12 protein-coding genes are annotated in these 13,258 nt (G+C 72.2%); 1 reads left to right on the top strand and 11 read right to left on the bottom strand.

Translation table 11 applies throughout. The features are described 5' to 3' along the window. Window positions 1-241: 241 nt before the first annotated feature. Window positions 242-1,444 carry a methionine adenosyltransferase gene (gene metK / locus AC5L35_RS11570; protein ID WP_495059577.1) on the bottom strand — a complete coding sequence of 401 codons (1,203 nt, stop codon included), beginning with the start codon at window positions 1,442-1,444 and terminating at the stop codon, window positions 242-244. Window positions 1,445-1,713: 269 nt separating this feature from the next. Here metK and AC5L35_RS11565 point away from each other — a divergent pair, with 269 nt between their 5' ends. After that, entirely contained in the window at window positions 1,714-2,106 is a 393-nt protein-coding gene (locus AC5L35_RS11565) for an SH3 domain-containing protein (protein ID WP_495059576.1), read from the top strand. Between the two features lie 17 nt (window positions 2,107-2,123). Here AC5L35_RS11565 and coaBC read toward each other — a convergent pair whose 3' ends face one another. From coaBC to pyrR, 10 genes are all read right to left on the bottom strand, one after another. Next, window positions 2,124-3,344: a bifunctional phosphopantothenoylcysteine decarboxylase/phosphopantothenate--cysteine ligase CoaBC gene (gene coaBC / locus AC5L35_RS11560; protein WP_495059575.1), complete on the bottom strand. Its 1,221-nt coding sequence runs from the start codon at window positions 3,342-3,344 to the stop codon at window positions 2,124-2,126. Between the two features lie 45 nt (window positions 3,345-3,389). Further along, window positions 3,390-3,665: a DNA-directed RNA polymerase subunit omega gene (rpoZ, locus tag AC5L35_RS11555; RefSeq protein ID WP_169397564.1), complete on the bottom strand. Its 276-nt coding sequence runs from the start codon at window positions 3,663-3,665 to the stop codon at window positions 3,390-3,392. A gap of 2 nt (window positions 3,666-3,667) precedes the next feature. Beyond that, window positions 3,668-4,291: a guanylate kinase gene (gmk, locus tag AC5L35_RS11550; protein ID WP_495059839.1), complete on the bottom strand. Its 624-nt coding sequence runs from the start codon at window positions 4,289-4,291 to the stop codon at window positions 3,668-3,670. A gap of 59 nt (window positions 4,292-4,350) precedes the next feature. Continuing rightward, complete coding sequence (gene mihF, locus AC5L35_RS11545; protein WP_169397544.1) at window positions 4,351-4,665, bottom strand: integration host factor, actinobacterial type; 315 nt, start codon at window positions 4,663-4,665, stop codon at window positions 4,351-4,353. 314 nt (window positions 4,666-4,979) lie between these two features. Further along, window positions 4,980-5,807, bottom strand: coding sequence for an orotidine-5'-phosphate decarboxylase (pyrF, locus tag AC5L35_RS11540; protein WP_495059574.1), 828 nt, complete (start codon window positions 5,805-5,807; stop codon window positions 4,980-4,982). Further along, window positions 5,804-9,091 (bottom strand): carbamoyl-phosphate synthase large subunit, encoded by a 3,288-nt coding sequence (gene carB / locus AC5L35_RS11535; protein ID WP_495059573.1) that lies wholly within the window; start codon window positions 9,089-9,091, stop codon window positions 5,804-5,806. The genes pyrF and carB overlap by 4 nt, the downstream gene beginning before the upstream one ends. Next, the gene (gene carA, locus AC5L35_RS11530) at window positions 9,091-10,236 is read right to left on the bottom strand and encodes a glutamine-hydrolyzing carbamoyl-phosphate synthase small subunit (protein WP_495059572.1); all 1,146 of its coding nucleotides are present in this window, start codon (window positions 10,234-10,236) and stop codon (window positions 9,091-9,093) included. The genes carB and carA overlap by 1 nt, the downstream gene beginning before the upstream one ends. Further along, window positions 10,233-11,528: a dihydroorotase gene (locus AC5L35_RS11525; protein ID WP_495059571.1), complete on the bottom strand. Its 1,296-nt coding sequence runs from the start codon at window positions 11,526-11,528 to the stop codon at window positions 10,233-10,235. Before AC5L35_RS11525 ends, carA begins: the two co-directional genes overlap by 4 nt. A 94-nt stretch (window positions 11,529-11,622) precedes the next feature. Continuing rightward, entirely contained in the window at window positions 11,623-12,567 is a 945-nt protein-coding gene (locus tag AC5L35_RS11520; protein ID WP_495059570.1) for an aspartate carbamoyltransferase catalytic subunit, read from the bottom strand. Further along, a complete protein-coding gene (gene pyrR, locus AC5L35_RS11515) occupies window positions 12,564-13,148 on the bottom strand; it encodes a bifunctional pyr operon transcriptional regulator/uracil phosphoribosyltransferase PyrR (protein WP_495059569.1) in 585 nt (194 codons plus the stop codon). Before pyrR ends, AC5L35_RS11520 begins: the two co-directional genes overlap by 4 nt. Between the last annotated feature and the right edge of the window lie 110 nt (window positions 13,149-13,258).

Below are 13,258 nucleotides of genomic sequence, written 5' to 3'. Positions count from 1 at the left end.
CGGCGCGTCGGCGACGGCACCGTCGGCCGGGCCGGCCCCGCGGAGCAACGCGGTGCCCTCCGGCGCCCGCTCGACCTCCGACGGACGAGCAGGGGCCGGCACAGCGTCGGCGGCGCGGGACCGGTGAACCGTGCTAGTGCTGGTGGTGCTGGTCATGCCGCCATCGTGAGGGCCGCCCCCGACAGTCACGCCGGGTGCAGCGCGCCGCGGTACGGATCCATCCCCAGGGCGGCCGGCTCGCTCAGCGGCCCGCCGCGGCCTTGAGCGCGTCGGCGCGGGAGGTGCTCTCCCACGGCAGGTCCACGTCCGTGCGGCCGAAGTGGCCGTAGGCAGCGGTCTGGGCGTAGATCGGGCGCAGCAGGTCGAGGTCGCGGATGATCGCGGCCGGACGCAGGTCGAACACCTCGCTGATCGCCGACTGGATCTTGATCGGGTCGACGTGCTCGGTGCCGAACGTCTCGACGAACAGGCCCACCGGGGCCGCCTTGCCGATGGCGTAGGCCACCTGCACCTCGATGCGCTCGGCCAGCCCCGCGGCGACCGCGTTCTTGGCGACCCAGCGCATCGCGTAGGCGGCCGACCGGTCGACCTTCGACGGGTCCTTGCCGGAGAACGCGCCGCCGCCGTGACGGGCGAAGCCGCCGTAGGTGTCGACGATGATCTTGCGGCCGGTCAGGCCGGCGTCACCCATCGGGCCGCCGACGACGAACCGCCCGGTGGGGTTGACCAGCAGTCGCAGGTCACCGACGTCGAGCCCCAGCTCGCGGATCTCCGGGTCGACGACGTGCTCGCGGATGTCGGGGGCGAGCATCCCGTCGAGGTCGATGTCGGCGGCGTGCTGGCTGGAGACGACCACGGTGTCCAGCCGGACGGCCTTGTCGCCGTCGTACTCGATGGTGACCTGGGTCTTGCCGTCCGGGCGCAGGTAGGGCAGCAGGCCGGACTTGCGCACGTCGGTGAGCCTGCGGGCCAGCCGGTGGGCCAGCGCGATCGGCAGCGGCAGCAGCTCCGGCGTGTCGGTGTTGGCGTAGCCGAACATGAGGCCCTGGTCGCCTGCACCCTGGCGGGCGATCTCGTCCTCGCTCGACTCGACCCGGCTCTCGTACGCGGTGTCGACGCCCTGGGCGATGTCGGCCGACTGGGCCCCGATCGCCACGTTGACCCCGCACGACGCCCCGTCGAAGCCCTTGGCCGACGAGTCGTAGCCGATGTCGAGGACCTTCTCGCGCACCAGCGTGGGGATGTCGGCGTAGGCGCTCGTGGTGACCTCACCCGCCACGTGGACCTGCCCGGTGGTCACCAGCGTCTCCACCGCCACCCGGCTGCGGGGATCCTGGGCCAGCAGTGCGTCGAGCACCGTGTCGCTGATGGCGTCACACATCTTGTCCGGGTGACCCTCGGTCACCGACTCGCTGGTGAACAACCGCCGGCCTGCGTTCGCCACGCCGTACTCCATCCGTTCTCGCTCGATCCGCTCTCGCGACCGCAGCTCAGGTGATCTCCGACCGGCCAGCCTAGTGGACGCCCGTGTACAGCCTCCCAGGAGTGGTGTTCGGGCGAAATGTGCGGTTCTTGTGACGGTGCGCGCACCAATGCGTGCGCGTCACCCTTTCCGGTGATTCCGGTCGGCGGGCCGAATCGGTTTGCCCGCGCCTCGTTGGGGGCAGCGAGTAACCACTGCAATGCGGGTCCCCCGGACGGAGGAACGCGACGATGAACGCCCTCACCTCACTGCGGTATCGTCCGGGCAGGCGCGAGGCCGCACTCGGCGCGGTGGTCGCGGTCGCCGCGGCCGGGGTCATGGCCTCGGTCGCCGGGACCGCCGACGGGGCGACCGCACCCGCCGGCCGGTGCACCGAGAACGTCAACGTCCGGTCCGCACCGGATCCCGGCGCAGAGATCGTCGCGGTGTGCCCGGCAGGCACCGAGATGCACGTGGGCGAGGCACACGGCGGGTTCGTGCGGCTGATCGACATCGACGGCTGGGCGGTGGCGCAGTACGTGACGGTGCCTGCGGTCGCCGCGGCGCTCCCCGTGCAGCGGGCACCGGACCAGGACGTGGCCCTCACCCCGCCCCCGACGCCGGAGACCGAGTTCCACGGTTGACGGCGCAGGCGCCCAGGTCAGAGCCGGGCGGCCACGGCGTCCCAGAGGGAGGAGGCCAGCAGGGCCTTGGAGCCCGACGCGAGCTCGCTCTCGGTGCCGTCGGCCCCGAGCAACCACCCCGAGTTGTCGGACACCTCGAACGCCTTGCCGTCGCCCACGGCGTTGACGACGAGCAGGTCGCAGCCCTTGCGAACGAGCTTGGCCCGGCCGTGGTGCAGGGCATCGCCCGTGGCGTCACCGGTCTCGGCCGCGAAGCCGACCACGATCTGCCCGGGCTCCCTGGCCTGCACGAGCTCGATGAGGATGTCCGGGTTGACGGTCAACGCCAGCGGCTCGGGATCGCCGGACCCCTTCTTGATCTTGTGCTCGACGAGCGCGACGGGCCGGAAGTCGGCCACCGCGGCGTTCATCACCACGGCGTCGGCACCCTTGGCCGCAGCGCGCATCGCGTCGCGCAGCTCCCTGGCCGATCCGGCGCGCACGACCTCGACCGCGGCCGGGTCGGCGAGGTCGGCGGTGTGCCCCGCCACCAGGGTGACGGCAGCTCCGCGCTGGGCCGCGACCCTGGCGATGGCGTAGCCCTGCCGGCCCGACGAGCGGTTGCCGAGGTAACGCACCGGGTCGAGGGCCTCCCGGGTGCCGCCTGCGGACACGACGACCCGGCGACCCACCAGGTCGCGGGGCAGCGCGTCGCCGCGTTCGAGCAGCAGGCGGGCGAACTCCGCGATCTCGTCGGGGTCGGGCAGCCGCCCCGGGCCGGTGTCCTTGCCGGTGAGCCGCCCCGAGGCAGGCTCCAGGACGACGACGCCGCGGGAGCGCAGCACTTCGACGTTGGCGCGCGTGGCCGGGTGCTCCCACATCTCGGTGTGCATGGCCGGCGCGAACAGCACCGGGCACCGGGCGGTGAGCAGCGACGCGGTGAGCAGGTCGTCGGCACGGCCGGAGGCGGCACGGGCCATCAGGTCGGCGGTGGCGGGAGCGACGACGACGAGGTCGGCCCCCTGGCCGAGCTTCACGTGCGGCACCGCAGGCACGTCGGTGAACACGCCGGTGTGCACGGGCTGCCCCGAGAGCGCCTCGAAGGTGGCGGCGCCGACGAACTCCAGTGCGGCCGCGGTGGGCAGCACCCGCACGGAGTGGCCGGTCTCGGTGAGCCGCCGCAGCAGCTCCGCGCTCTTGTAGGCCGCGATGCCACCGGCCACCCCGAGCAGCACCCGGGGCTTGGTCAGGGACTCCATGCGTGACCTCGCGGCCTCACCACTCGCCTGCCGACTGCTCGCCTGTTACTGCTCGCCCTCGGTGTGCTCGAGCAGACCGGCCTGGATCTCACGCATGGCGATCGAGAGCGGCTTCTCGCGCGGGCCCGGCTCCACGAGCGGGCCGACGTACTCGAGCAGGCCCTCGCCGAGCTGCGAGTAGTAGTCGTTGATCTGGCGGGCCCGTTTGGCGGCGTAGATCACGAGGGCATACTTCGAGCTGACCTGGCCCAGCAGGTCGTCGATGGGCGGGTTGGTGATGCCCTCGGGGATGGAACCGGCAACAGGACCGGTCAGAGGCATGCTCACGAAGAAGACTCCTGGGTGTGGTCGGGCGTCGGGACCGTGTCACGGACGGACCGGTCACAATCTGACGGGTCGTGAGACGGGCCGACCAGCAAGTCTACCAACCGCGCAACAACGTCCTTCACCTCGTCATTCACGACGACGACGTCGAACTCGTGGCGGGAGGCCAGCTCCTCGCGCGCGGTCTCGAGCCTGCGCTCGTACTGCGCCTGCGACTCGGTGCCACGCCCGCGCAGCCGGCGCGCCAGCTCCTCGAAGGAGGGCGGCTCGAGGAAGACCGTGATGGCCTCCGGCAGCGCGGTCTTGATCACCCTGGCGCCCTGCAGGTCGACCTCGACCAGCACGGGTCGGCCTGCGGCCAGCGCCTGCTCGACGGGCTCGCGCGGGGTGCCGGAACGCTGGAGGCCACCGTGGATCTCGGCCCATTCCAGCAGCTCGTCGCGTTGGATCAGGTCGTCGAAGCCTGCCGGCCCGACGAAGCGGTAGTGGACGCCGTCGACCTCGCCGGCGCGTGGATCTCTGGTGGTGGCGGAGACACTGAAGTACAGCGTGGGCAGCTGCGCACGTAGCTCGCTGACCACGCTGCTCTTCCCGACGCCGGAGGGACCGGCCAGTACTACCAGCCGGCCCCTCCGCCCGTACGGGCTTGTGCGGCTACTGATCCTGAGCTCGCAAAGCTCGCTCAGGACTCGAAGTCGGCCAGCAGCGCTTTGCGCTGCCGGTCGCCGAGACCCCGCAGTCGACGCGACGGCGCAATCTCGAGCCGCTCCATGATCTGAGCCGCCCTGACCTTGCCGACGCCTGGCATTGCCTCGAGCAGCGCCGAGACCTTCATCTTGCCCAACACCTCATCGGTGTCGGACTGCTTGAGAACCTCCGGGAGGGTGGTTCCGCCGCGCTTGAGCCGGTCCTTCAGCTCGGCCCGGGCCCGGCGCGCCGCAGCCGCCTTCTCCAAGGCGGCAGCACGCTGTTCCTCGGTCAGCTGGGGAAGGGCCACGGTCTCCTCCGTCTTTCGTCGTGCGGCCTGGAATCAGGGCGCATCCTCACCACCGTCGCGGGCGTGCCGCGGCTATCACTGAACGTACTCACGCCTCCCCCGTAAGGGGAAACGGGGGGTGCCACCTGGAGGTTCTTTCGGTGCGTAGCCATCCGATCGATACCACGTGAAACTGCCGGAACGGGTATACAACCCGCCCGTTCACCGCACCGTAGGGACCGTCCCCTGACGGGTGCACCCCACAGAGACATACGAAAATCAGGACCGCAGTGTTTCTTGTTGATCGGAACTCGTCGACGAAAGGGAGGAGTCGGTCAGCTCAGCTCGTCGCGCAGCTTCTCCGCGGCCGAGCGGAGAGCCGACGGATCCGGCCCGGCCGCCAGCACCGAGCGGGCGGCTGCGGGCAGCACGATCCCGTGCAGATGGGCGAAACGTGCCTTGATGTCGGCCGGACCCGCTCCCTGGGCACCCAGTCCGGGTGCGAGGACCGCGCCGTTGAGCGTGGACAGGTCGAGCCCGTGGTCGATCGTCGCGCCCACCACCACGCCGACGTCGCCGAGCGGCTCGGCGCCGGCGTTGCGGGCGGCCGCCGAGTCCACCACCCGCTGGCCGACGCCGCGGCCCGTCCACTCGGCGAGCTGCACCTCCCCGCCCTCGGGGTTGGACGTGCGGGCCAGCACGAACGAACCGCGCCCGGCGTCGGCCGCGGCGTCGAGGGCGGGCGCCAGCGAGCCGAACCCGAGGTACGGCGACAGCGTGACGGCGTCGGCACCCAGCGGCGCACCGATCGCGAGGTACGCGTCGGCGTAACCGTCCATCGTCGAGCCGATGTCCCCGCGCTTGGCGTCGAGCAGCGTGAGCGTGGGGCTCTGCGCGAACGCGGCCAGCACCCGTTCCAGCACCGCGATCCCCGCCGACCCGTGCCGCTCGAAGAACGCCGACTGCGGCTTCACCACGGCCACGTGCCCGGCCAGGGCGTCGACGCAGGACATGGCGAACCGCTCGAGGCCGTCCGGGTCGTCGGTGAGGCCCCATTCGGCCAGCAGGCCGGGATGCGGGTCGATGCCCACGCACAACGTCCCGTACCGGGAGACGACCCCGGTGAGCCGGGCCCCGAACGTGGTGGCGTTCCGGCCCGTCACGGCCGGGACTTCCGCAGCGCCGCGTGTGCGTCCTGGAGGGACCGCACCCCGATCGAGCCGCTGATCATCGCCTCGATCCCCTGTACCGCAGCCGCGGCACCCTGCACCGTGGTGACGCACGGGATGCCGCGCGACACGGCAGCCGCCCGGATCTCGTAACCGTCCACCCGCGGCCCGGAGTTGCCGTAGGGCGTGTTGATGATCATGTCGACCTCGCCCGCCAGGATCATGTCGACGATGGTCTCCCCGCCCTCGAAGTGCTTGCGCACCGTCGTGGCGGCCACCCCGTGGCGGCGCAGCACGTCGGCCGTGCCCGCCGTGGCCAGCACCTCGAAGCCGAGGGCGGCCAGCCGCAGCACCGGGAACACCATCGCGCGCTTGTCCCGGTCGGCCATCGAGACGAACACCCGCCCCGAGGTCGGCATCGAGCCGTAGGCCGCCGCCTGCGACTTGGCGAACGCCGCGCCGAAGGAGGCGTCGAAACCCATCACCTCGCCGGTCGACTTCATCTCGGGGCCGAGCAGGGGGTCGACACCCTCCCCGTCGCGCGTGCGGAAGCGGTGGAACGGCAGCACCGCCTCCTTCACGGCGATCGGGGAGTCCGGAGGGAGCTCGCCGCCGTCGCCATCGGCCGGGAGCAGGCCCTCGTCGCGGAGCTGGGCGATCGTCGCGCCGAGCATGATCCGGGCCGCCGCCTTCGCCAGTGGCACGGCCGTGGCCTTCGACACGAACGGCACGGTGCGGGACGCGCGGGGGTTGGCCTCCAGCACGTACAGGGTCTCGCCGTGCAGGGCGTACTGGACGTTCAGGAGCCCCCGCACGCCCACCCCGTGTGCGATGGCCTCCGTCGAACGGCGGACCTGCTCCAGCACGGAGCGGCCCAGCGTGATGGGCGGCAGGGTGCAGGAGGAGTCACCGGAGTGGATGCCCGCCTCCTCGATGTGCTCCATCACGCCGCCGAGGAAGACCTCCTCGCCGTCGCACAGCGCGTCGACGTCGATCTCGATCGCGTCGTCGAGGAACCGGTCGACGAGCACGGGGCGTTCCGGGCTGATCTCCGTGGCGCGCGAGATGTAGCCGGCGAGCGTCTCGTCGTCGTAGACGATCTCCATGCCGCGCCCGCCGAGCACGTAGGACGGCCGCACGAGCACCGGGTAGCCGATCCGCTCGGCGATCTCGCGGGCCTGGTCGAACGAGGTGGCCATGCCGAACGCCGGCGCCGGGAGACCCGCCTTCCGCAGGACCTCCCCGAAGGCGCCCCGGTCCTCGGCCAGGTCGATCGCCGCGGCGGACGTGCCCACCACCGGCACCCCGGCGGCGGTCAGCCGCTGGGCGAGGCCGAGCGGGGTCTGGCCGCCGAGCTGCACGAGAACGCCCGCGACGGTGCCGCTCTGCTGCTCGGCGTGGACCACCTCGAGGACGTCCTCGAACGTGAGCGGCTCGAAGTAGAGCCGGTCGGCCGTGTCGTAGTCGGTGGAGACCGTCTCCGGGTTGCAGTTGACCATCACGGTCTCGAACCCGGCCTCCCGCAGCGCCATCACCGCGTGCACGCAGGAGTAGTCGAACTCGATGCCCTGACCGATGCGGTTGGGCCCGGACCCCAGGATGAGCACCTTCGGCTTCTCGGTCTGGGGCGCGATCTCCGACTCCGCGGCGGGATCGGTCTCGTAGGCGCTGTAGTGGTAGGGCGTGCGCGCCGCGAACTCCGCGGCACAGGTGTCGACCGTCTTGTAGACCGGGCGGATCCCGAGCCGGTGGCGCAGCGTGCGCACGCCGTCCTCCCCGGCGAACTCCGGGCGCAGCGCGGCGAGCTGCCGGTCCGAGAGCCCCGACCGCTTGGCCCGGCGCAGCAGCGGCGCGTCGAGCACGGGGGCGCCGAGGATCTCCTGGCGCAGCTCGGTGAGCCCGAGGATCTGGTCGAGGAACCACGGGTCGATGCCCGAGCGCTGTGCCACCTCCGCCACGGTCGCCCCGCCGCGCAGGGCGCGCTCGACGGCGTAGATGCGGCCGTCGAGTGCGGTGGCGACGTCGGGCTCGCCGCCGGGGTCGGGGGTGGTCCAGAACCCGGCCGCGGTCGTCTCCATCGAGCGCAGCGCCTTGCCCAGCGCCTCGGGGAACGACCGGCCCAGCGCCATGGCCTCGCCGACGCTCTTCATCGTGGTGGTCAGCTCGGGGTCGGCGCCGGGGAACTTCTCGAACGCGAACCGCGGGATCTTCACCACCACGTAGTCGAGGGTGGGCTCGAACGCCGCCGGCGTCTCACCGGTGATGTCGTTGCGGATCTCGTCGAGCGTGTAGCCGATCGCCAGCTTGGCCGCGATCTTCGCGATGGGGAAACCGGTGGCCTTGGACGCCAGCGCCGAGGACCGCGAGACCCGGGGGTTCATCTCGATCACGACCAGGCGCCCGGTGGCGGGGTTGATCGCGAACTGGATGTTGCAGCCCCCGGTGTCGACGCCGACCGCACGCAGCACGGCGATGCCCACGTCCCGCATGTGCTGGTACTCGCGGTCGGTGAGGGTCATCGCGGGCGCCACCGTGATCGAGTCGCCGGTGTGCACGCCCATCGGGTCGAAGTTCTCGATCGAGCAGACGACCACCACGTTGTCGTGGTGGTCGCGCATCAGCTCGAGCTCGTACTCCTTCCACCCGAGCACGGACTCCTCGATGAGCACCTCGTGCACCGGCGAGGCGGCGAGCCCGCCGCCCGCCAGCCGCTCCAGGTCGGCCGCGTCGTGGGCCATGCCCGACCCGAACCCGCCCATGGTGAACGACGGCCGGATGACGACCGGGAGGCCGAGCTCGGCGACGGCGGCACGCACCTCGTCCATCGAGTGGCAGACGGCGGAGCGCGGTACGTCACCGCCGATCGACTGCACGATCTCCTTGAACTTCAGCCGGTCCTCACCGCGCTGGATGGCGTCGAAGTCGGCGCCGATGAGCTCCACCCCGTAGCGCTCCAGCACGCCGTTCTCGTGCAGCGCCACCGCCGTGTTCAGCGCGGTCTGGCCGCCGAGGGTGGCCAGGATCGCGTCCGGGCGCTCCGCGGCGATGACCTGCTCCACGAACTCGGGCGTGATCGGCTCGACGTAGGTGGCGTCGGCGAACTCGGGGTCGGTCATGATCGTGGCCGGGTTCGAGTTGACCAGCGACACCCGGATGCCCTCGGCCTGCAGCACCCGGCAGGCCTGCGTGCCGGAGTAGTCGAACTCCGAGGCCTGACCGATGACGATCGGCCCGGAGCCGATCACCATGACGTGCCGGATGTCATCGCGCTTCGGCATCAGGCGCCTTCCTTGCTCGACCCGTGCCGGCCAGGGGCGCTGCCGGCTTCCATCAGATTCACGAACCGGTCGAACAGGTCGCCCGCGTCGTGCGGGCCCGCTGCGGCCTCCGGGTGGTACTGCACGCTGAACGCGGGAACCTCCAGCGCCTGCAAGCCCTCGACACAGCCGTCGTTCGGGCAGGTGTGCGTGATCTCGGCCGGCCCGAACGGCGTGTCGAACCGCTCCCCCGCCTCGCCCTCCACGGCGAACCCGTGGTTCTGCGAGGTGATCGCGACGCGGCCGGTGGCGTGCTCCATGACGGGGATGTTCAGGCCGCGGTGGCCGTAGCGCAGCTTGTAGGTGCCACGGCCCAGCGCGCGGGCGAGGATCTGGTTGCCGAAGCAGATCCCGAACAGCGGGATCCGCCGCTCCAGCACCTGCCTGGTCAGCGCGACGGGGCCGTCCGCCGTGGCCGGGTCGCCCGGCCCGTTGGACAGGAAGAACCCGTGCGGCGCCAGCTCCTCGATCGCCTCGACGGGCGTGTCGGCGGGGAGCACGTGCACCTCGATGCCGCGCGCGGCCAGCATCCGTGGGGTGTTGGACTTGATGCCGACGTCCAGGGCCGCCACGCGGAAGCGCGTCGGGCCGTCAGCAGGCACCACGTAGGGCTGCGCGGTGGTGACGGCGCCGTACAGGTCCGACCCCTCCATCCGCGGGCTGTCGAGGACCCGCCGCACCAGTTCGTCGTGCGGGGCGAGCGCGTCACCGGAGAACACCCCGGCCCGCATGGCCCCCTGCTCGCGCAGGTGGCGCACCAGCTGCCGGGTGTCGATACCCGCCAGGCCGACGACCCCCTGTGCGGTGAGCGCGTCGGCGAGCGACCGGCGGGAACGCCAGTTGGACGGCACGCGGCTCGGGTCGCGCACCACGTAGCCCGCCACCTGGATCCGTGCCGACTCGTCGTCCTCGTCGTTCCAGCCGGTGTTGCCGATCTGCGGGGCGGTCTGCACCACGATCTGCCGGTGGTAGGACGGGTCGGTCAAGGTCTCCTGGTAGCCGGTCATGCCGGTGGTGAACACGGCCTCCCCGAGCGTCTGCCCGGTGGCGCCGTAGGCCTCTCCCCGGAAGACCCGGCCGTCCTCGAGTACGAGTACCGCCGTCATGACCGCACCTCTCCCTGTGTCGTGGTGATCCGGCCCCGCAGCACCGTGGCCACGACCGTGGCCGGCAGCCGCATGCCCTCGAACGGTGTGTTGGCCGCCCTGCTCGCGAGCTTCGCGCCGCGCACCGTCCACACCCCGTCGGGGTCGACGAGCGCGAAGTTCGCCGGTTCGCCCGCAGCGATCGGACGGCCCTGGTCGGGCAGCCCGGCGATCTCCGCGGGCCGCTCCGAGAGCACGCGGGCCACGCCGCGCCAGTCCAGCAGGCCAGGTTCGAGCATCGTGTGCACCACCACGGACAGCGCCGTCTGCAACCCCAGCATGCCGGGGCGGGCCGCGGCCCACTCCGTGTCCTTGTACTGGGCGGCGTGCGGGGCGTGGTCGGTGGCCACCACGTCGATGACGCCCTCGGCGAGCGCCTCCCGCATCGCCCGGGTGTCGGCCCCCGTGCGCAGCGGCGGGTTGACCTTGTGCACCGGGTCGTAGCTCGTGAGCGCCGCGTCGGTGAGCAGCAGGTGGTGCGGGGTGACCTCGGCGCTCACCCGCACACCCGCCGCCTTCGCCGCGCGCAGGACGTCGATCGTGCGGGCCGAGGAGACGTGGCAGACGTGCAGCGCCGCCCCGGCCTCCCTGGCCAGCGCGCAGTCGCGGGCGACGATCGTCTCTTCCGCGGTGGCCGGCCACCCGGCCAGGCCGAGCCGCGACGCGACGACGCCCTCGTGCGCCTGCGCGCCGGCGGTGAGCCGGTGGTCCTCGGCGTGCTGGGCGATGACCACGTCGAGCGCCGAGGCGTACTCGAGCGCGCGGCGCATCACCAGCGGGTCGTGCACGCAGCGGCCGTCGTCGCTGAACATCCGGACCTGGGCCCGGGAGCGGGCCATCGTGCCGAGCTCGGCCATCTTCACGCCCTCGAGCCCGACGGTCACCGCGCCGACGGGGTGGACGTCGACCAGCCCGACCTCCTCACCGCGGCGGCGCACGTGCTCCACGACCACGGCCGTGTCGGCCACGGGGTCGGTGTTGGGCATCGCGAAGACGGCGGTGTAGCCGCCGAGCGCGGCCGCGGCGGACCCGGTGGCGACGTCCTCGGACTCCTCACCACCGGGCTCCCGCAGGTGCGTGTGCAGGTCGACGAACCCGGGCAGCAGGACGTGCCTGCCGGCGTCGAGCACCTCGACGCCGTCCGGTGCGTCGAGTCCGCGCCCGATCTCGGTGACGACCCCGTCCCGCACCAGCAGGTCGACGGCGTCCCCGCCGTACGGCCGTGCGTTGCTGATCAGCAGGTCGACGCTCACGAGTTCCTCCGGTCCAGGTTCAGGAAAGCCACTTCGCTGCCCGGAGAGTTCGGGAAAGTGGCTTTCCTGAACCCGGGCGTGCACCGCCGCGCGCTCACTCCGGCGCCCCGGCCAGGAGGTGGTAGAGCACGGCCATGCGGACGTGCACCCCGTTCGACACCTGCGCCAGGATCGCCGCCGACGGGCTGTCGGCCACGCTCGGCGCGATCTCCATCCCCCGCACCATGGGGCCGGGGTGCAGCACCACGGCGTGGTCGGGCAGCAGCGCGGCCCGGTCGGCGGACAGGCCGTAGCCGATGGCGTACTCGCGGGCGGACGGGAAGAACGACCCGTGCATCCGCTCGGCCTGCACGCGCAGCATCATCACCGCGTCCAGGGTGGGGAGCTCCGCGTCCAGCTCCGCCCCGACGCGGCACGGCCACTCCTCGACGCCTGCCGGCAGCAGCGTGGGCGGCGCCACGAGCACCACGTCGGCGCCCAGCGTGGCGAGCAGGAGGACGTTGGAGCGGGCGACGCGGCTGTGCAGCACGTCGCCCACGATCCCGATCCGGCGCCCGGCGATCCCGCCGAGCCGGTCGCGCAGGGTCGCCGCGTCCAGCAGCGCCTGGGTGGGGTGCTCGTGGGTGCCGTCGCCCGCGTTGACGACGGAGGTGTGCGTGCCGGTGGTCTCCCGGTCGCGGTCGACCCAGCCGGCGAGCCGGTGCGCCGCACCGGAGGCGGGGTGGCGGACGATCACGCAGTCGGCACCCATCGCCGAAAGGGTGAGCGACGTGTCGCGCAGCGACTCGCCCTTCGACACCGACGAGCCCTTCGCGCTGACGTTGACCGTGTCGGCGCTCATCCACTTGCCGGCGATCTCGAACGACACGCGGGTGCGCGTGGAGTCCTCGTAGAACATCGTGATCACGGTGCGTCCGCGCAGCGTCGGCAGCTTGCGGACCTCCCGGCCCAGCAACGCCTGCTTGAGCCGGTCGGCGGTGTCCAGCAGGCCGGTGGCCGCTGCCGCGTCGAGGTCGGAGATCGAGAGCAGGTGCTTCATGCGTCCGCTCCCGCGCGCCGCAGCCGGACGCCGTCGCTACCGTCGATCTCGCTCAGCAGCACGAGGATCTGTTCGTCACGCGCGGTCGGCACGTTCTTCCCCACGTAGTCGGCACGGATGGGCAGCTCGCGGTGCCCGCGGTCGACCAGCACGGCCAGTTGCACCGCGCGCGGACGACCGTGTTCGGACAGCGCGTCGAGCGCGGCCCGCACGGTGCGCCCGGACATCAGCACGTCGTCGACCAGCACCACCAGCGCGTCGTCCACGCCGGTGTCGGGGACGGCCGTGTCCTCCAGCGCGCGGGCCGGGCGGCGGCGCAGGTCGTCGCGGTACAGCGTGGGGTCGACGGATCCGACCGGTGGGGCGCTGCCCTCGAACTCGGCGATCGCGGCGGCCAGCCGGTGGGCGAGCACGGTGCCGCGGGTGGGGATGCCGATGAGCACGACACCCTCGACGCCTGCGGTCTTCTCGATGATCTGGTGCGCGATACGCGCGATGGTGCGGGTGACGTCGGCAGCGCTCAGCAACTCCCGGGGGGGAGGTGTCGCACCAGCCGGGTCCCCGCGGCGGTCGTCCGCCACGAGTCGCTCCTTCCCCGCCTCACCGGACGGGTCTTAAAGGAAATCCGGTCGGTCGAACGCTACCAGCGAGCCCCCGCCGTACCTGTCTCAGCGCGCTCGGACATCATGAG

This window comes from Pseudonocardia sp. OZ21 (genome assembly GCF_059359135.1).
The sequence above is the reverse complement of the archived record's forward strand: the minus strand, read 5'-3'. Positions and strand labels throughout refer to the sequence as shown.

Coding starts and splice junctions, on each gene's coding strand:
- AC5L35_RS11565 (WP_495059576.1), top strand. CDS start 1,714: ATGAACGCCCTCACCTCACTGCGGTATCGTCCGGGCAGGCGCGAGGCC.
- coaBC (WP_495059575.1), bottom strand. CDS start 3,344: ATGGAGTCCCTGACCAAGCCCCGGGTGCTGCTCGGGGTGGCCGGTGGC.
- rpoZ (WP_169397564.1), bottom strand. CDS start 3,665: ATGCCTCTGACCGGTCCTGTTGCCGGTTCCATCCCCGAGGGCATCACC.
- carB (WP_495059573.1), bottom strand. CDS start 9,091: ATGCCGAAGCGCGATGACATCCGGCACGTCATGGTGATCGGCTCCGGG.
- carA (WP_495059572.1), bottom strand. CDS start 10,236: ATGACGGCGGTACTCGTACTCGAGGACGGCCGGGTCTTCCGGGGAGAG.
- AC5L35_RS11520 (WP_495059570.1), bottom strand. CDS start 12,567: ATGAAGCACCTGCTCTCGATCTCCGACCTCGACGCGGCAGCGGCCACC.